Origin of the sequence: Pseudomonas sp. PS01298 (assembly GCF_029959745.1) — a bacterium.
GTDB lineage: Bacteria > Pseudomonadota > Gammaproteobacteria > Pseudomonadales > Pseudomonadaceae > Aquipseudomonas > Aquipseudomonas aylmerensis.
The window spans coordinates 20,085-36,415 of sequence record NZ_JASCPP010000006.1 but is presented as its reverse complement, the minus strand read 5'-3'; the positions used below and the strand labels follow the sequence as shown (position 1 = coordinate 36,415).

General features: G+C 60.8%; 16 protein-coding genes and 5 tRNA genes. 13 read left to right on the top strand and 8 right to left on the bottom strand.

Features of this window, described 5'->3' with window-relative positions; translation table 11 throughout:
* Nucleotides 1-166 precede the first annotated feature (166 nt).
* The 5 genes from clpB (at nt 167) to QMX97_RS04475 (ending at nt 3,447) form a co-directional block, all read left to right on the top strand.
* Nucleotides 167-2,731, top strand: coding sequence for an ATP-dependent chaperone ClpB (gene clpB / locus QMX97_RS04495; protein ID WP_065900568.1), 2,565 nt, complete (start codon nt 167-169; stop codon nt 2,729-2,731).
* 302 nt (nt 2,732-3,033) lie between these two features.
* Nucleotides 3,034-3,109, top strand: a tRNA-Asn gene (locus QMX97_RS04490).
* A gap of 9 nt (nt 3,110-3,118) precedes the next feature.
* Nucleotides 3,119-3,195 (top strand) — tRNA-Pro (locus QMX97_RS04485).
* Nucleotides 3,196-3,200: 5 nt separating this feature from the next.
* Nucleotides 3,201-3,276: transfer RNA gene (locus tag QMX97_RS04480), tRNA-Lys, on the top strand.
* Between the two features lie 94 nt (nt 3,277-3,370).
* A tRNA-Pro gene (locus tag QMX97_RS04475) sits at nt 3,371-3,447 on the top strand.
* Nucleotides 3,448-3,660: 213 nt separating this feature from the next.
* Here QMX97_RS04475 and QMX97_RS04470 read toward each other — a convergent pair.
* The 3 genes from QMX97_RS04470 to QMX97_RS04460 form a co-directional block, all read right to left on the bottom strand.
* Nucleotides 3,661-4,959 (bottom strand): NAD(P)/FAD-dependent oxidoreductase, encoded by a 1,299-nt coding sequence (locus QMX97_RS04470; protein ID WP_065900570.1) that lies wholly within the window; start codon nt 4,957-4,959, stop codon nt 3,661-3,663.
* A 60-nt stretch (nt 4,960-5,019) separates the two neighbouring features.
* Complete coding sequence (locus QMX97_RS04465; protein ID WP_048724181.1) at nt 5,020-5,193, bottom strand: DUF3094 family protein; 174 nt, start codon at nt 5,191-5,193, stop codon at nt 5,020-5,022.
* An 89-nt stretch (nt 5,194-5,282) separates the two neighbouring features.
* On the bottom strand, nt 5,283-5,912 hold the full coding sequence (locus tag QMX97_RS04460; protein ID WP_010213242.1) for a DUF1780 domain-containing protein: 630 nt from the start codon (nt 5,910-5,912) through the stop codon (nt 5,283-5,285).
* Between the two features lie 102 nt (nt 5,913-6,014).
* Between QMX97_RS04460 and QMX97_RS04455 the strand changes: the two genes are divergently transcribed.
* The 3 genes from QMX97_RS04455 to QMX97_RS04445 all read left to right on the top strand — a co-directional run bounded on the left by QMX97_RS04455 (nt 6,015) and on the right by QMX97_RS04445 (nt 7,448).
* Nucleotides 6,015-6,482 (top strand): FAD/FMN-containing dehydrogenase, encoded by a 468-nt coding sequence (locus QMX97_RS04455; RefSeq protein WP_282396194.1) that lies wholly within the window; start codon nt 6,015-6,017, stop codon nt 6,480-6,482.
* The gene (locus tag QMX97_RS04450) at nt 6,479-7,168 is read left to right on the top strand and encodes an energy-coupling factor ABC transporter permease (protein WP_065900572.1); all 690 of its coding nucleotides are present in this window, start codon (nt 6,479-6,481) and stop codon (nt 7,166-7,168) included. The genes QMX97_RS04455 and QMX97_RS04450 overlap by 4 nt, the downstream gene beginning before the upstream one ends.
* 64 nt (nt 7,169-7,232) lie before the next feature.
* Nucleotides 7,233-7,448 (top strand): hypothetical protein, encoded by a 216-nt coding sequence (locus QMX97_RS04445; RefSeq protein ID WP_003171680.1) that lies wholly within the window; start codon nt 7,233-7,235, stop codon nt 7,446-7,448.
* Here the strand turns inward: QMX97_RS04445 and yacG are convergent.
* From yacG to QMX97_RS04425, 4 genes are read right to left on the bottom strand one after another with little or no spacing between them, the layout of a single operon-like run.
* Nucleotides 7,445-7,645: a DNA gyrase inhibitor YacG gene (yacG, locus tag QMX97_RS04440; protein WP_003188437.1), complete on the bottom strand. Its 201-nt coding sequence runs from the start codon at nt 7,643-7,645 to the stop codon at nt 7,445-7,447. The two genes, QMX97_RS04445 and yacG, sit on opposite strands and share 4 nt — an antisense overlap.
* Nucleotides 7,642-8,265 (bottom strand): dephospho-CoA kinase, encoded by a 624-nt coding sequence (gene coaE, locus QMX97_RS04435; RefSeq protein WP_065900573.1) that lies wholly within the window; start codon nt 8,263-8,265, stop codon nt 7,642-7,644. The genes yacG and coaE overlap by 4 nt, the downstream gene beginning before the upstream one ends.
* Nucleotides 8,262-9,128 (bottom strand): A24 family peptidase, encoded by an 867-nt coding sequence (locus QMX97_RS04430; RefSeq protein ID WP_282396191.1) that lies wholly within the window; start codon nt 9,126-9,128, stop codon nt 8,262-8,264. Before QMX97_RS04430 ends, coaE begins: the two co-directional genes overlap by 4 nt.
* A complete protein-coding gene (locus QMX97_RS04425; RefSeq protein ID WP_120447610.1) occupies nt 9,125-10,333 on the bottom strand; it encodes a type II secretion system F family protein in 1,209 nt (402 codons plus the stop codon). The genes QMX97_RS04430 and QMX97_RS04425 overlap by 4 nt, the downstream gene beginning before the upstream one ends.
* 202 nt (nt 10,334-10,535) lie before the next feature.
* Between QMX97_RS04425 and QMX97_RS04420 the strand changes: the two genes are divergently transcribed.
* From QMX97_RS04420 to QMX97_RS04405, 4 genes are all read left to right on the top strand, one after another.
* Complete coding sequence (locus QMX97_RS04420; RefSeq protein ID WP_065900578.1) at nt 10,536-10,949, top strand: pilin; 414 nt, start codon at nt 10,536-10,538, stop codon at nt 10,947-10,949.
* Nucleotides 10,950-10,984: 35 nt separating this feature from the next.
* Complete coding sequence (locus QMX97_RS04415; protein ID WP_282396189.1) at nt 10,985-12,385, top strand: O-antigen ligase family protein; 1,401 nt, start codon at nt 10,985-10,987, stop codon at nt 12,383-12,385.
* A 48-nt stretch (nt 12,386-12,433) separates the two neighbouring features.
* Nucleotides 12,434-12,506 (top strand) — tRNA-Thr (locus tag QMX97_RS04410).
* Nucleotides 12,507-12,676: 170 nt separating this feature from the next.
* Nucleotides 12,677-12,982: a DUF6388 family protein gene (locus tag QMX97_RS04405; RefSeq protein ID WP_065900582.1), complete on the top strand. Its 306-nt coding sequence runs from the start codon at nt 12,677-12,679 to the stop codon at nt 12,980-12,982.
* A 43-nt stretch (nt 12,983-13,025) separates the two neighbouring features.
* Here the strand turns inward: QMX97_RS04405 and nadC are convergent, their stop codons facing one another.
* Nucleotides 13,026-13,874 (bottom strand): carboxylating nicotinate-nucleotide diphosphorylase, encoded by an 849-nt coding sequence (nadC, locus tag QMX97_RS04400; protein ID WP_065900584.1) that lies wholly within the window; start codon nt 13,872-13,874, stop codon nt 13,026-13,028.
* Nucleotides 13,875-14,120: 246 nt separating this feature from the next.
* Here nadC and QMX97_RS04395 point away from each other — a divergent pair, with 246 nt between their 5' ends.
* On the top strand, nt 14,121-16,271 hold the full coding sequence (locus QMX97_RS04395; protein WP_282396187.1) for a DUF1631 domain-containing protein: 2,151 nt from the start codon (nt 14,121-14,123) through the stop codon (nt 16,269-16,271).
* Nucleotides 16,272-16,331 lie beyond the last annotated feature (60 nt).

Here is a 16,331-nt window from a genome sequence, read left to right as displayed (position 1 = left end):
TGTTGATCTGGGTCAACGCTGATCCATATCAACCGTCGGTCGCTTGAATCTTCCAGAATCCACCCCATCTATAGGGGTATCTGGCAGGTTTCTTCATTCAGGATGTGTTTATCGCGAGCAAGCTCGCTCGCACATAGCTCCGGCCTGCTCAAAAGGAAGGTGACTAATGCGTATAGATCGTTTAACCAGCAAATTGCAGTTGGCCTTATCGGACTCTCAATCGTTGGCGGTGGGCCTCGACCACCCGGCCATCGAGCCTGCGCACTTGATGCAGGCGCTTCTGGATCAGCAAGGTGGTTCTATCAAGCCCTTGCTGATGCAGGTGGGCTTTGACGTCAACAGCCTGCGCAAGGAGTTGAGCAAAGAGCTCGACCAACTGCCGAAAATCCAAAACCCTACCGGCGACGTGAACATGTCGCAGGACCTGGCACGTCTGCTCAACCAGGCCGATCGCCTGGCCCAGCAGAAAGGTGACCAGTTCATTTCCAGCGAGCTGGTATTGCTCGCCGCCATGGACGACAACAGCAAGCTTGGCAAATTGTTGCTGGGGCAGGGCGTGAGCAAGAAAGCCCTGGAAAACGCCATCAACAACCTGCGCGGCGGCGAGGCGGTCAACGACCCCAACCATGAGGAGTCGCGCCAGGCCCTGGACAAGTACACCGTCGACCTGACCAAGCGCGCCGAAGAAGGCAAGCTGGATCCGGTGATCGGCCGTGACGATGAGATTCGTCGCACTATCCAGGTCCTGCAGCGTCGCACCAAGAACAACCCGGTGCTGATCGGCGAGCCTGGCGTGGGTAAGACCGCGATTGCCGAAGGCCTGGCCCAGCGCATCATCAACGGTGAAGTGCCGGACGGTCTCAAAGGCAAGCGCCTGTTGTCCCTGGACATGGGTTCGCTGATCGCCGGTGCCAAGTTCCGTGGTGAATTCGAAGAGCGCCTCAAATCCCTGTTGAACGAGCTGTCGAAGCAGGAAGGGCAGATCATTCTGTTTATCGACGAACTGCACACCATGGTCGGCGCCGGTAAAGGCGAAGGCTCGATGGACGCAGGCAACATGCTCAAGCCCGCATTGGCGCGGGGTGAGTTGCATTGCGTGGGTGCCACGACGCTCAACGAGTACCGCCAGTACATCGAGAAAGACGCAGCCCTGGAGCGGCGTTTCCAGAAAGTGCTGGTGGAAGAACCGAGCGAAGAAGACACCATCGCGATCCTGCGTGGCCTGAAAGAACGCTATGAGGTCCACCATAAGGTGGCGATTACCGACGGCGCGATCATTGCGGCGGCCAAATTGAGCCATCGCTATATCACTGACCGGCAGTTGCCGGACAAGGCCATCGACCTGATCGACGAAGCGGCCAGCCGCATCCGCATGGAGATCGACTCCAAGCCGGAAGTGCTCGACCGTCTGGATCGGCGCCTGATTCAACTGAAAGTCGAATCCCAGGCCCTGAAGAAAGAAGAGGACGATGCGGCGAAGAAACGCCTGGAAAAACTCCAGGAAGAAATCGTCCGCCTCGAACGCGAATACTCGGATCTCGAAGAAATCTGGACCTCGGAAAAGGCCGAAGTACAGGGCTCCGCCCAGATCCAGCAAAAGATCGAGCAGTCGCGTCAGGAGTTGGAAGCGGCGCGCCGTAAAGGCGACCTGAACCGCATGGCCGAGTTGCAGTACGGGGTAATCCCGGACCTGGAGCGCAGCCTGCAGATGGTCGACCAGCATGGCCACAGCGAGAACCAGCTGCTGCGCAGCAAGGTGACCGAGGAGGAAATCGCCGAGGTCGTCTCCAAGTGGACCGGCATCCCGGTGTCGAAGATGCTCGAAGGCGAGCGCGACAAGTTGCTGAAGATGGAGCACCTCTTGCACCAACGCGTCATCGGCCAGGAAGAGGCGGTGGTCGCGGTGTCCAACGCGGTGCGGCGTTCCCGGGCCGGCTTGTCCGACCCGAACCGCCCAAGCGGCTCGTTCATGTTCCTCGGCCCGACCGGCGTGGGCAAGACCGAGCTGTGCAAGGCCTTGGCCGAGTTCCTCTTTGATACCGAAGAGGCCATGGTGCGGATCGATATGTCCGAATTCATGGAGAAACACTCGGTGGCCCGCTTGATCGGTGCGCCACCAGGCTATGTGGGCTACGAGGAGGGCGGTTACCTGACCGAAGCCGTGCGGCGCAAGCCTTACTCGGTGATCCTGCTGGATGAGGTCGAGAAGGCCCACCCGGATGTGTTCAACATCCTGCTGCAGGTGCTGGAAGATGGCCGTCTGACGGACAGTCACGGGCGTACCGTGGACTTCCGCAATACGGTGATCGTGATGACCTCCAACCTGGGCTCGGCGCAGATCCAGGAGTTGGTGGGTGATCGCGAAGCGCAGCGTGCTGCGGTGATGGACGCACTGACCACGCACTTCCGTCCGGAATTTATCAACCGGGTCGATGAAGTGGTGATCTTCGAGCCTTTGGCGCGGGATCAGATCGCGGGCATTACCGAGATCCAGTTGGGTCGCCTGCGTGGCCGCCTGGCCGAGCGCGAGCTGTCGCTGGAGCTGAGCCGCGAGGCGTTGGACAAACTGATCGCGGTCGGTTACGACCCGGTGTATGGCGCACGGCCGTTGAAGCGTGCGATCCAGCGCTGGATCGAAAACCCGCTGGCGCAGTTGATCCTGTCGGGCAGCTTCATGCCAGGCACCAGCGTCACGGCGACGGTGGAAAACGACGAAATCGTCTTCCACTGAGCCCGGCCTGTATGGCGATAAGAGGAGGCCCCGCATTGCGGGGCCTTTTTTTTCGATAGGGCGTTGAACTGTAAGGCAAAGGCTTGTAAAGTGCGCCCCGCAGCAACGTCAGCCCACGGGTTTCTTCTCCCCAAGAAGAAATCAGAAAGAAGCGCAAATCATTGTCTTAAAAGCAATTTAAAGGGTTGACAGGGGTTTTTAAGATTGTAGAATAGCGCGCCTCAGAGACATGAACGTAGCGATACGGACGGGTCGAAGAGAAGGTTACACCGCAGCAAAAGTTGTACTTTGAAATATGTAGTTCCGTGATAGCTCAGTCGGTAGAGCAAATGACTGTTAATCATTGGGTCCCAGGTTCGAGTCCTGGTCACGGAGCCAATTTCAAACCGGGGTATAGCGCAGTCCGGTAGCGCGCCTGCTTTGGGAGCAGGATGTCGGGAGTTCGAATCCCCCTACCCCGACCATATTTGGGTCGTTAGCTCAGTTGGTAGAGCAGTTGGCTTTTAACCAATTGGTCGTAGGTTCGAATCCCACACGACCCACCATTTTTGAGACCAGTTAACGCTGGAATCGAATCTTAAGATCAGAGGCCAAAAGCGCTGATCGAAGAAGGCGACTGAAAGGTCGCCTTTTTTTTACCGGGGTATAGCGCAGTCCGGTAGCGCGCCTGCTTTGGGAGCAGGATGTCAGGAGTTCGAATCCCCTTACCCCGACCATATTAAAAATCCCCGTATCGAAAGATACGGGGATTTTTTTTGCCCGAAATTCAACCTCTGTAGAAGCCAGCGCAATTCCAATGTGGGAACTGGCAGCCAGCGCAGTTCCCCTGTGGGAGCGGGCTTGCCCGCGAAAGCGTTGTATCAGCGACACTTTCGTCGGCTGACCCACCACCATCGCCAGCAAGCCAGCGCCCACAGGGTTGTGCGGTATCAGTGCAGCTTGAGGCGCGGCTCGGTCCCGCGTCCGATCTTGCTGCCCAGCATCAGCATCGCCGTGCGGAAGAAGCCATACAGCGCCATCTGGTGCATGCGGTACAGCGACACATAGAACATCCGCGCCAGCCAGCCTTCGAGCATCACGCTGCCGGTGAGGTTGCCCATCAGGTTACCTACCGCCGAGAACCGCGACAGCGAGATCAGCGAGCCGTAGTCGGTGTACTTGTAAGACGGCAGGTCCTTGCCCTCGATCCGCAGCTTCAGCGACTTGGCCAGCAACGAGGCCTGCTGGTGAGCCGCCTGGGCGCGTGGCGGTACATTACGGTCAGTGCCCGGTTGCGGGCAGGCGGCACAATCGCCAAAGGCGAAGATATTTTCGTCGCGGGTGGTCTGCAGCGTCGGCAGCACTTGCAGCTGATTAATGCGGTTGGTTTCCAGGCCATCGATATCCTTGAGGAAGCCAGGCGCGCGAATACCGGCTGCCCACACCTTGAGGCTGGCAGGAATCACCTGGCCGCTGCTGGTGATCAGCGCGTCGGCCGTCACTTCGCTGACCGCCGAGTTGGTCAGCACGGTCACCCCAAGTTTCTCCAGGGTTTTATGCACAGGTCCGCCAATGCGCTCCGGCAGCGCGGGCAATACCCGTGGGCCGGCTTCGATCAGGGTGATGTGCATGTTTTCCGGCTTGATGCGGTCCAGGCCGTACGCTGCCAGTTCGTGGGCGGCGTTATGCAGCTCGGCAGCCAGCTCCACGCCGGTGGCACCGGCGCCAACGATGGCAACGCTGATCTGTTCAATGGTATCGGTCTGCCCGGCATGGGCGCGCAGGTAGTGGTTGAGCAATTGCTGATGGAAGCGCTCGGCCTGCTTGCGGGTGTCGAGGAACAGACAGTGCTGTGCGGCGCCTTCGGTACCGAAGTCGTTGGTGGTGCTACCGACCGCAATCACCAGGCTGTCATAGCCCAGCACGCGCGCGGGCACCAGCTCACGGCCCTCTTCATCGAGGGTGGCGGCCAGCTGGATTTTCTTCTGCTCACGGTCGAGTCCGCTCATGCGTCCCAGTTGGAACTCGAAGTGGTTCCATTTGGCCTGGGCGACGTAATTGAGTTCGTCTTCCGAAGAGTTCAGCGAGCCGGCAGCCACTTCGTGCAGCAACGGCTTCCAGATATGGGTCAGGTTGGCGTCTACCAGCGTGATGCTGGCGGTGCCGCGCTTGCCCAGAGTCTTACCCAGGCGGGTAGCCAACTCCAGGCCGCCGGCGCCGCCGCCGACGATAATAATACGATGGGTCATGGGGATATCTCGCAAGGCTAAAAGAAATCGGAGCAGTTACCCCCGCGAGCGCCAGGCAGCTCATAGCGTCAGGTAACTCAAAAGGCGGCTCAGCAACCCGAGCCCGATCACCACCACCAGCACCACACCAAGGAGCAGCCACGGCCGGAAAGGCTTGCGCTCGACTTGGTTCTGGGAGAGTTGCAGGTACTCTTCGACATGCTGTTGGTCATCGGGGTTCAGGCGGCTGGTCATAAAGGCCTCGTCAGGTAGACGTTGCAAAAGGGCGCCACGTTACAGTCGGGAAGTGGGCGGTCTCGCCACAAGCGTAGCCTGTGCCTGCGTCACAGGCTGATGCCCACGTCGAACACTATGCTGCGCCCCAGGTTGTTGCGCAAGAAATCCGGTGCATCCGGATGCGCGAACAATACCCGCGCAAATGTCGGCCCAACCAGCGACAGCGAGCGCCAGCCCTGGCGCAGGTATTCGGTAGGCGGCGGGAAGTGGCTGTTGAGGTCCAGCACTTCGCGCTTGAGGCTGGTGAAGGCGACGATGTCCAACTCGCCCAGGTCCATCCCGCGTTCCTTGTAGTTATGGGCCTTCTTGCGCAGGGTCGGCGCCAGGCGCAGCAGGAATTCGTGGGCGGGAATGCGCCGAGGCTTGGCTTCGCGCCGCACCAGTTGGCTGAGGGAAAACGCACTGCGCCGGCGCAGCAATTCGTCGCGCCATTCGTCGTTCAGGCGCCGTCCCTCATCCAATACGAAAAACACTTCGAAACTGGCATCGCGAAACAGCACGTCCGGCGGTTCCTGCCCGGCGGCGTGAAACTCCTCGGCCCGATAAGGCACATTCAAGCCTTGCAACAGGCGCTGGCAGACCCAACGCTCACGCTCCCATTTGCGGGCATTGGACAGAAAAGCATTGGCTTGTTCGGCCGCTACGGTGAGCAGGCGCAAATAATCTGAGTCATCCATGCTTGCAGCTTAGCGTCCAAATGATGACCGCAGGAAGTCCCGCTGCAAAAGGTCGGTGTAGACTGGCTACTCGACCGCTATGCCGAGGATGAGGAGTCCGCTGTGAAGTTTTTTCTGCTGCTGTTGCTTGGCCTGCTGCCCTTGTGCGCCCAGGCCGTCGAGGTGGGAGAGCGCCTGGCGCCGTGGACCCTGCTGGATCAATTTGACCAGGCCTACACCCTGAATGATCAGGCGCAGATTCTGCTGGTCGCGCGCAGCATGGACGCCGCCAAGCAGGTGGACGCAGCGCTGCAAGGCCAGCCCAAAGGTTACCTGGAAGCACGGCATGCGGTGTTTGTCGCGGACATACAGCGCATGCCCCGGCTGATCGCCAAGCTGTTCGCGGTACCCGCCATGCAGGCCTACAACTACCGGGTCATGCTCGATCGGGAGGCGCGCATCACCCCGCGCTACCCGGGCGCCGTGGATAAAGTGCTGTGGCTGCAGTTGGATAAAGGCCAATTGATTGAGCAACGCGAATACGCCTCCGCCACGGAACTGCGCCAGGCCCTGGAGCAGGTGAAGCCGTGATCAGCGCCGCCGTGCTGGCACCGACGACGCTCGGCATCGGTTGGTTGTTGTACGCGCCGGTGTTGCTGTGGGCGATCCTGCGCTCGCCGTGGGTCGAGTTGTTTGCCGACCGGCGGCGCCAGCATTTGCTGTTCGGCACGGTATTCGCGCTGTTCATGCTGTGGCTGGTACGGCGTGATTTCGATACCGGGGTTTCCTACCACTTTATCGGCATGACTGCCGTGACCCTGTTGCTGGATTGGCCGTTAGCCATTGTCGGTGGGTTTGCCGCCCAGCTGGGCCTGATGGCACTGGGGCGCCAGGATCTCGCAGCCCTCGGCGTCAATGGCATGCTGCTGATTGTGTTGCCGGTGCTGGTTACTGAAGGCTGCGCACTGCTGGTGGAGCGGGCGCAACCGCGCAATCCCTTCGTGTACATCTTCTGTTCCGGTTTCTTCGCTGCTGCGTTGTCGGCGTTGCTCTGCCTGCTGGCCGCATTGGGCCTGCTGTGGTTGGACGGGCGTTTTGCCATGCCGGAATGGCTGGAAGATTTCATCGGCTACCTGTGGCTGATCATCTTCCCCGAGGCCTTTATCAACGGCATGGTCATCAGCGCCCTGGTGGTGTTTTGCCCGGAGTGGTTGGAGACGTTCAATCGCACGCGCTACCTGTCGGCACCCTGGAAGGATGACGATTCGCGGCGTTGATCCAGATCAAATCCCGCGGGGTCGCGCAGGCCCATGCTCTGCAAAATTTTCCAGGAGCACGGACATGAGTGTGTACGAATGGGCACGGCAGGAGTTGCGCAGAAGCCAGGACGCGGCACAGGAAATCGGTTTCGATCCGGGCTTGACCCTGCGCGCCATGCTCAGCGCGGTGGTGCAGCAGAGCAAGGGGGTGCGCAGTTTCGAAGACCTGGCCGACGAGCTGCAATACCTTGCAGAGAATCTCGACGACCAGCAGGAATATGCCTTTATGCGCCCTTAATGGCGCGGCGGCAGGTCCTCGGAGAACAGCTCGTCCTCAGCGTCCGGAGCTACCGGGATCTTGTGCTCCTCAGCGGCCCACGCGCCGAGGTCGATGAGTTTGCAACGGTCCGAGCAGAACGGCCGGTTGAGGTTGGTCGCTTTCCATTCCACGGGGGCGCCGCAGGTTGGGCAATCGACGGTCAAGGGTTGGCTCATGATCGGCCTCCACGCAAAGTAAGGTAAAAGTGGTGCAGTCGCTCGACCTCGCTGTGCAGCCAGGCCAGGTCCTGGTCATTGACCAGTACGTCATCGGCATGGTTCAGGCGGTCTTCGCGGCTGGACTGGGCCTTGAGGATCGCCTGCACCTGCTGTTCGCTGATGCCATCGCGCTGCAGGGTACGCTGAATCTGCAGCGATTGCGGCACGTCGATCACCAGGATGCGCTGGGTCATGCTGTACTGGCCGGATTCGATCAGCAGCGGCGACACCAGAATCGCGTAGGGTGACTGCGCGCGCGCCAAGTGGCTGCGAATCTCTTCGCCAATCAGCGGATGCAGCAAGGCTTCGAGCCAGCGTCGCTCTTCAGGTACTTCAAAGATCAGCTTACGCAGTGCGGCGCGGTCCAGCTGGCCGTCAGGTTGCAGCACGCCGTCGCCGAAATGCTCGGCGATGCATGCCAGTGCCGGTCGCCCAGGTTCGACCACCCAGCGCGCGGCGTGATCGGCGTCCACCAGGTCGATGCCCAGGTCGACAAAGTGCTGGGCTGCTGCGCTCTTGCCACTGCCGATACCGCCAGTCAGGCCAAGAATCCAGGGTGTTGCAACAGAATTGGTCATCTGAAACCGACAGACTGCAAATAGAAGTCGGTTATTTGACCACCCCAGAGCAATGCAATCCAGCCGGCAATCGCCAGATATGGACCAAATGGCATGGGTGTCGACGCCTGGGCCTTGCGCATTCGCATCAGGATCAAGCCACAAAATACCCCCACCAGCGATGACATCAGCAGTGTCATCGGCAGGATCTGCCAGCCGCCCCAGGCCCCGAGCAGGGCGAGCAACTTGAAGTCGCCGTGGCCCATGCCGTCCTTGCCGGTGGCCAGTTTGAACAGCCAGAACACGCTCCACAGGCTCAGGTAGCCGATCACGGCGCCCCACAGGGCATCGGGCAACGTGGTGAACAGCCCGAAGCTATTGACGATCAGCCCCAGCCACAGCAGCGGAAATACCAGCACATCCGGCAGCAGTTGGTGGTCGGCATCGATCAGGCTCATCGCCAATAACCCACAGCTCAACAGCATCAGCGCTGCGGCTTGCCAACCGAAACCGAAATGCCAGGCCACCAGCGCGCAGAGCAACCCGCTCGCCAGTTCGGTGAGTGGGTAGCGCGCACTGATCGCTCCCCGGCAGTGAGCGCAGCGGCCCTTGAGCAACAGATAACTGAGCAGGGGAATGTTTTCCCACGGGCGGATCGGGTGATTGCAGTGGGGGCAGCATGAGTGGGGCAGTATCAGGTTGTAGGTCGGCCCTGCAGGTTCGGCGGGCAAGCCGAGCACTTCATGGGCCTGGGCTCGCCATTCCCGTTCGAGCATTTTTGGCAGGCGCCACACCAGTACGTTGAGAAAACTGCCGACGATCACCCCCAGCACCAAGGCCATCGACACAAAAAACCAGGCGTGCTCGCTCAGCAGCAGGCTCAAAATGCGCTCCCCAATTGGAAAACCGGCAGGTACATGGCGACGACCAGTGCCCCGACAATTCCGCCCAATACCACCATGATCAGCGGTTCCATCAAACTCGTGAGGTTATCGACCTGATCGTCCACTGCGGCCTCGTAATGACTGGCGACTTTTTCCAGCATGCGGTCCAGGGTGCCCGACTCTTCGCCGATCGCCGTCATCTGGATCGCCATGCCGGGAAACAGCCCGCTGGCGGCCATGGATTGATTCAATTGCATACCGGTGGATACATCGTGTCGCATAAGCTCGATTGCCTGTTTGAACGGTTCTGAACCAGCAGCGCCGGCCACCGACCCCAGCGCCTGCACCAGCGGAACGCCGGCAGCAAACGTCGTGGAGAGCGTACGGGCGAAGCGGGCTACTGCCGATTTCTGCAGCAGTTTGCCTGCCAGGGGCGTTTTCAACAAACCGGCGTCCAGCCAGCGACGAACCTCTACTGAAGCGCGATAGGCGTGACGCAACCCCATGGCTGCAGACCCCAGGCCCAGCGCCACGATCCACCAGGCGCGTTGCATGAACTCGGACAGCGCGATCACGTGGAGGGTGAAATCCGGCAGCTTGCCGTCGACCCCGGCAAACAACGTCTGGAATTGCGGCACCACGTGGATCAACAGCACGCCGGTGACGACGCTCGCGACCACCAGCACTGCGATCGGGTAGGTCATGGCCTTTTTGATTCTGGCTTTGAGCCGTTCGCTCTTTTCCCGGTGGACCGCCACGCGCTCCAGCAAGGTCTCAAGTGCCCCCGCTTGTTCACCGGCAGCCACCAGGTTGCAGTACAGCTCATCGAAATAGCGCGGTTGTTTGCGCAACGCTTCACTCAGGTTGGTGCCGGCGGCGACCTCCTGCTTCAGGCGCTGCACCCGCTCGCGCACCGAGGGGTTGTCGAAGCCTTCGCTGATGATGTCGAAGGCCTGCAGCAGTGCGATCCCGGCTTTGAGCAGCGTGGCCAGTTGGCGCGTGAACAAGGTGATGTCCGCCGGTTTAACGGGCGGGGTGAAGCTCGGCAGCCAATGCGATCGTTCGCGCACGCGACCGGGGCTGATGCCTTGCTGGCGCAGCTGCGCCTTTACCAGGGCCGGGTTGTGCGCCGTGGCATGCCCGCAGACCTTGCGTCCTTTGCGGTTGATGCCTTCCCAGGCGTAAATCGTCGAGGCGTTGTTCATGTCACGGTTCCGCACACAAGTCGTCGAAGATTTATAGCTTAGTCAGGTGACGGATTCGGGCTGGCGGGGAACCACCGATAAAATGTCAGAATGTGCGTCTTGTGCGCGATTGACCGCTTGCGGATGAGTACACTGGCGCCGCTGCAAAATACGGGGCGCAGGACGCGCCTTGTCATGAGTTTTATTCTGGAGAGTGAATGTGATGCGTCAGAAAGGTTTTACCCTGATCGAGTTACTGATCGTCGTGGCAATCATCGGCATTTTGGCCACCATCGGCCTGCCGATGTACACCACCCACCAGGCCAAGGCTAAATTCACTGCCGGCCTGGCTGAAATCACGGCGTTGAAAGCCGGGTACGAAGACACCCTCAATCAAGGGACCGTGCCCACCCTGGCATTGATCGGCGGCACCAGCCCCACGGCCAACTGCAAGATCGACGTCTCCGGCGACGTTGCCACGGGGGCCGGTTCCATCAGTTGCGAAATACTCGACGCACCGGCACCGGTGCTGGGCAAGAGCATCAACCTCACGCGCAATGCCACCACGGGCTGGAAGTGCAGTACGACCGCCGATGCCAAATATGCAGCCAAAGGTTGCGGCGCCGACGGTGCCTGACTGCTAAACCATCCACATGGACGTAGAGGTGGCCGATGTCGTTATCTGTACAGCAGCGCGGCAGTATTTTCCTGGTAGTGACGGTGTGTTTGCTGGTTGTGGGGATATGCGTGCCCTTCAGTGGGCATGATCTACAGCGGACATTGCAGATTGCCATTGCCGTCTGCGCGGTGCTGTATGGGCTGTCGGTGACTTCGCAGGAGCGGTTGGTGGATCGGTTCACGGCCCTCGGGCTTGCGCTGATCATCGTGCTGGGGCTGGTGTCCTCGGCGCTGGCCCGACAGCCGCTCTGGGCGTTTACCGAAGTGGCGTTGTTTGTCGGTTGCGCGGCGATCACCGTGGCGTTTGCCGTGCTGCGTCGCCGCGAAGGTGAGCCTCTGGACCGTTTGCTGGTCATGGTCGTGGTGTTGCTGTGCCTGATCAAATCCATCCAATACCTGTACGCCGGCGCGGTGGCCTTCAGCAGTGGTGCGCTGACGCTGGACCCTGACCTGTTGCTGTCGAGCTTTTCCAACAAGCGCTTTTACGGCCAGTTCCAGACCTTTACCTTGCCGCTGCTGGCGCTCCCCCTGTTACTGCCCAAGGCCTCTCGAACCCAGCGAGGCCTGGTATTTGCGTTGCTGTGTGTCTGGTGGTTGATCGCGATCAGCGGCGGCACGCGCGGTACATGGCTTGGCCTCGGCGTGGCCGGGGCGGCGCTGGCGATGTTGGGGCCCTGGGGGCGGCGCTGGCTCGGCTGGCAATTGGCTGCAGTGTCATGCGGCTTGTTGCTGTACTGGCTGTTGTTCACGGTGTTGGCGGATTACCTGGGAATCGAGATTACCAATGCTGCGCGTGATCGCCTCACCACCTCGCTGTCGGGGCGTGGCCCGATCTGGTGGCAGGCGTGGCATATGCTCGTCGAGCGCCCCTGGCTGGGCTTCGGGCCGATGCATTTTGCCGATATTGCCAACAAGATTGCCGCTCACCCCCACCAGGCTATCCTGCAATGGGCCAGTGAATGGGGAGTGCCATCCGCCGTGTGCGTTGCGGCCTTGGCGTGGCGAGGTGGCTGGGCCACGTTGGCTGTGCTGCGTGAGCGCGCGCTGTCCGCCGAACGTGCGGACCTGCTGAGGCTATGCCTGTTTGCGGCATTGGTTGGCGCGTTGGTGCAGTCCATGGTCGACGGCGTGATTGTGATGCCAGTCTCCCAGGTGTGGCTGGCGCTGGTCGTGGGCTGGCTGCTGGCACTGCATGAGTGGCGGTTGCCGGCCTTCGCAGCGGTGCCATGGTTGCGGGGGGCGTGGAAAACCCTGAGTGTATTGGCCGTTGGTCTGTTGATCTTCATCGCAGCGCGCGACATCCCGCACATCACCCAAGCCCAGCGGCAGTACCTGGACAGCCATGACAATTTGCTGCGACCCCGCTTTTGGACCCAGGGCGTGATTGCCCGTTGAGGGCCGCAAGTTGCCGGACGCCCGATGCGGTGCTAGCTTTAGCCCACCGCCCGTGTAGCTCAGCCGGTAGAGCAGCGCACTCGTAACGCGAAGGTCGCAGGTTCGATTCCTGTCTCGGGCAAAAGGGCACTACTGCTTCAAAGGCAACACTGTCTCAAAGGCAACACTGTTTTCAGATGATCCCAGAATGGTTCTGAAGGCCAGACGAGCTGGCATTTGCGCCCGCTCTTTTGTATCTGCGCAACCTTGATGACCCAGATGCATCCCCATTCCTCGATCTAAGAGAACAACATGACCACAACTGAAATGACCCAGGAAGTTCGGCATCAAGCAGCCCTCGAAAAATACCTCGAGGAATCGCCGCAGCTTAAAGAAGAGATCAAGGACCTGAGCGCCGATGATCAGCGCGACCAGATTCAGTGGGCATTCGAGGACGAGGCCGAGAGCCGGGGCTACCAGCCCTGGGAGCTGACCCTCTATTACACGTCGACACCGGAAGAATTCGAAGCCGCCAGGCTCGCCTTGCACAAGGAGGCATCTGAGGTACTGGGCGTCGACTGGGAAGAATATTGCGAGATGAACGGCCTGGTTGTTTGAATCAGCCTGCAGGAGCCGGCAACCCGGCTCCTGCAGATTTTCCTCAGATGCTGAGACGCATCGACAGATCCACCGCTTTTACATCCTTGGTCATCGCGCCAATGGAGATGTAGTCCACCCCGGTCTCGGCGATAGGCAGCAGCGTGCTTTCATTGATCCCGCCGCTGGCCTCCAGCTTGGCCTTGCCGCCATTCAGGCGCACGGCTTCACGCATGTCTTCCAGGCTCAGCTCATCGAGCATGATGATATCGGCGCCCGCCGCCAGCGCTTCGCGCAGTTCCTGCAGGCTTTCCACTTCGATTTCCACCGGTTTGCCGGGGGCGATCTTGTGCGCGGCGGTGATGGCTTGGGCGATGCCACCACAGGCGGCAATATGGTTTTCCTTGATCAGGAACGCGTCGTACAAACCGATACGGTGGTTGTGGCAGCCGCCGCAGGTCACCGCGTACTTCTGCGCCAGGCGCAGGCCCGGCAGGGTTTTGCGGGTGTCCAACAGCTTGACCTGAGTGCTCGCGACAAAATCCGCCAGGTACTGCGCGCGGGTAGCGACCCCGGAGAGCAATTGCAGGAAATTCAGCGCACAGCGTTCGCCGCTGAGCAGCGAGCGTGCTGGTCCTTCAAGGCGGAACAGCACCTGATTGGGGCTGACGCGCTCACCGTCGGCCACCTGCCAATGCACGGCGACGCGTGGGTCCAACTGGCGGAACACTGCATCGACCCAGGCCGTACCGGAAATGACTGCGTTGTCGCGGGTAATGATGGCGGCCGTGGCCAGCCGTTCGGCCGGGATCAACTGTGCGGTGATGTCGCCGCTGCCGATGTCTTCCAGCAGTGCGCGGCGCACGTTGGCTTCGATTTCGGCGGTGAGGTCGGCAAGACGGAGATTCGGCATAACAGGCTCCACAAACAAAGTGCCCCGATTATAGGGGCAGTGCGCGTCCGAACCCACACTCGCTGCTCATTTACCGCGCCGTCGCAGAGTTTGCTGGCGCAACCCCCCTCATTTGCAAGATAATCTCGCGCCTTTCAATTGGCGTCATAGCTTTGACGTCATGGTAATCACCGGCTATCCAGTGTGCCCACGCGGGCCTGTAGCCGATCTTTGCCCCACTCAATACCGCCGTTTCAGGAGGCCAGGATGCACAATGACGGAAAGGTGGTGCCAATCAACAAGGCACACGCCACGCCATCTCCGCTCGCCCGGTTGCCGGTGGTGTTGCTGCAGGTTCGCGACAAGGCGGCGCAACAGCTGCAGCAGGGGCTGCAGGAACTGTTCGATAACGCCGATGACACGTTGTTCGAAATGGCCGACAAGGCCCGTAACAACGTCGATCACCATATTTTCTTCGAAGCCATGCGCGACCTGCGCCTCAAGCGCAAGAATTTCGAGCGCGTGTTCATGGAGCGGCTGTTCGAAGCCTTTGCCAACCTGGGCGACGCGGGGCGGGGGGCGTTGAAGTGGGTGCCGGTGATGTCCTACGACGCCGCACCCGGTACCTCCAGGGATCAACTGGAAAAAGCCGTGGCGCTGGAGGCCATGCTGGGCCGGGTGCATCACCGCGACGGACTGGCGCTGGGGCAACTGACCGCCCGTTTGAGTGCATTGCTCGGCAATCGCCTGGACGATCGGGAGAACCCGCTCGGTCCGGCGCTGCTCTGCGAGTTTTTCCTGCGGGCGGGGCGCAGCCTCGGCGTGGAAATTCGCGTCAAGCTGATCATGCTCAAGCTCTTCGAAAAATACGTGCTCAGCGATGCCGACCAGTTGTACGGCGAAGCCAACCAATTGCTGGTCGCGACGGGGGTGTTGCCGGAACTCAAGGCCGCCCCCTCGCGCCGCGCCGGTGGGCGTGCCGCCCGTGAACAACCCAGCCCGGATGCGCAGCCGGGCGCCGAGCAGCCTGTCGATGACAGCGGCCAGCAAGCGTTCGCCGTCCTGCAGGAGCTGCTCAAAGCCGTGCGCGGCAGCGTGGCCCCCACCCTCGAAGCCAGCGCCGAGCCCCAGCCAATCGCCACCCGTGACCTGCTCAGGCTGCTGTCCCATTTGCAGCAGTATGTGCCGGAGCCGGAGCTTGAAGACGACTTCGACCTGCGCAACCAGCTTGAACAACTGCTCACGCGTGTCAGCGTCAAGAGTGGCAAGTCGCGGGTGGTGGAGGATGCGGACGAAGACGTGATCAACCTGGTCGCGCTGTTGTTCGAGTTCATCCTCAATGACCGCACGGTGCCCGATGCCTTCAAGGCCTTGATCGGCCGATTGCAGATCCCGATGCTCAAAGTCGCAGTGTTGGACAAGAGCTTTTTCACCCGCGCCAACCACCCCGCGCGGCGCCTGCTCAATGAAGTCGCGGCGGCGGCCATGGGCTGGAGCCCGTGTGATGACTATCAGCGCGACCACCTGTACCTGCGTATCGAACAAGTGGTGCAGCGCCTGCTCAACGACTATGTCGAAGACCCGGCGATTTTTTCCGGGTTGTTGACCGAGTTCAGTGCGTTTACCGCCGGTGAGCGGCACCGCAGCGAATTGCTCGAACAGCACACCCGCGAAGCCGAGGAAGCTCGCGTACGCACCGAGGCGGCCCGTCAGCGAGTGGCTGATGTGCTCAACCGGCGGCTGCTGGGTAAGGTCCTGCCACGCACGGTGGTGCAGTTCCTGCAGCAGGCCTGGAGCCAGGTGCTGTTGCTGGCCAGCCTCAAGCACGGTGAGCAGTCGGTGCAATGGCAAGCGGGGCTGCGCACCCTCGACGAACTGATCTGGAGTGTCAGCCTGCAGCAAGACACCGAAGCCGGGCGCCACTTGCTGGAACAGTTGCCGGGATTGCTCAAGGCGTTGCGTGACGGATTGACCAGCGCTGCGTTCGACCCATTCAGCACGCGTGATTTTTTTGTGCGGCTGCAGGCCCTGCATAGGCAGGCGACTGACGACCTCGATGAGCTGATCGAGGTGAGTGAGCCCTTTGTACTTGGGGCGGTCTCGCATGAGCCGGATGAAGACCTGCCGGACAACGATCCCGACCTGCTCCAGGCTCGGCAATTGCGGATGGGGCAGTGGGTGGAGTTCCAACGCGAGACTGCCAGCAGCCTGCGATGCAAGCTCACGATGATCATGGCGCCGGCCAATCGCTACATCTTTGTCAGTCGCACGGGGCTCAAGGTCCTGGAGCAAAGCGCCGGCCAACTGGCGGCGGCATTCAAGGCTGGCACGCTGCATAGGCTCGACGATGGGCCCTTGTTCGAGCGCGCGCTGGCGGCGGTAGTGGGCAAGCTGCGACAACTCAATCGCGGCAAGTGATCGCAACCACAGGGGCGAACGCGGCATACTGGTAACACTTTGTCTCGTTCAAGGAACCGG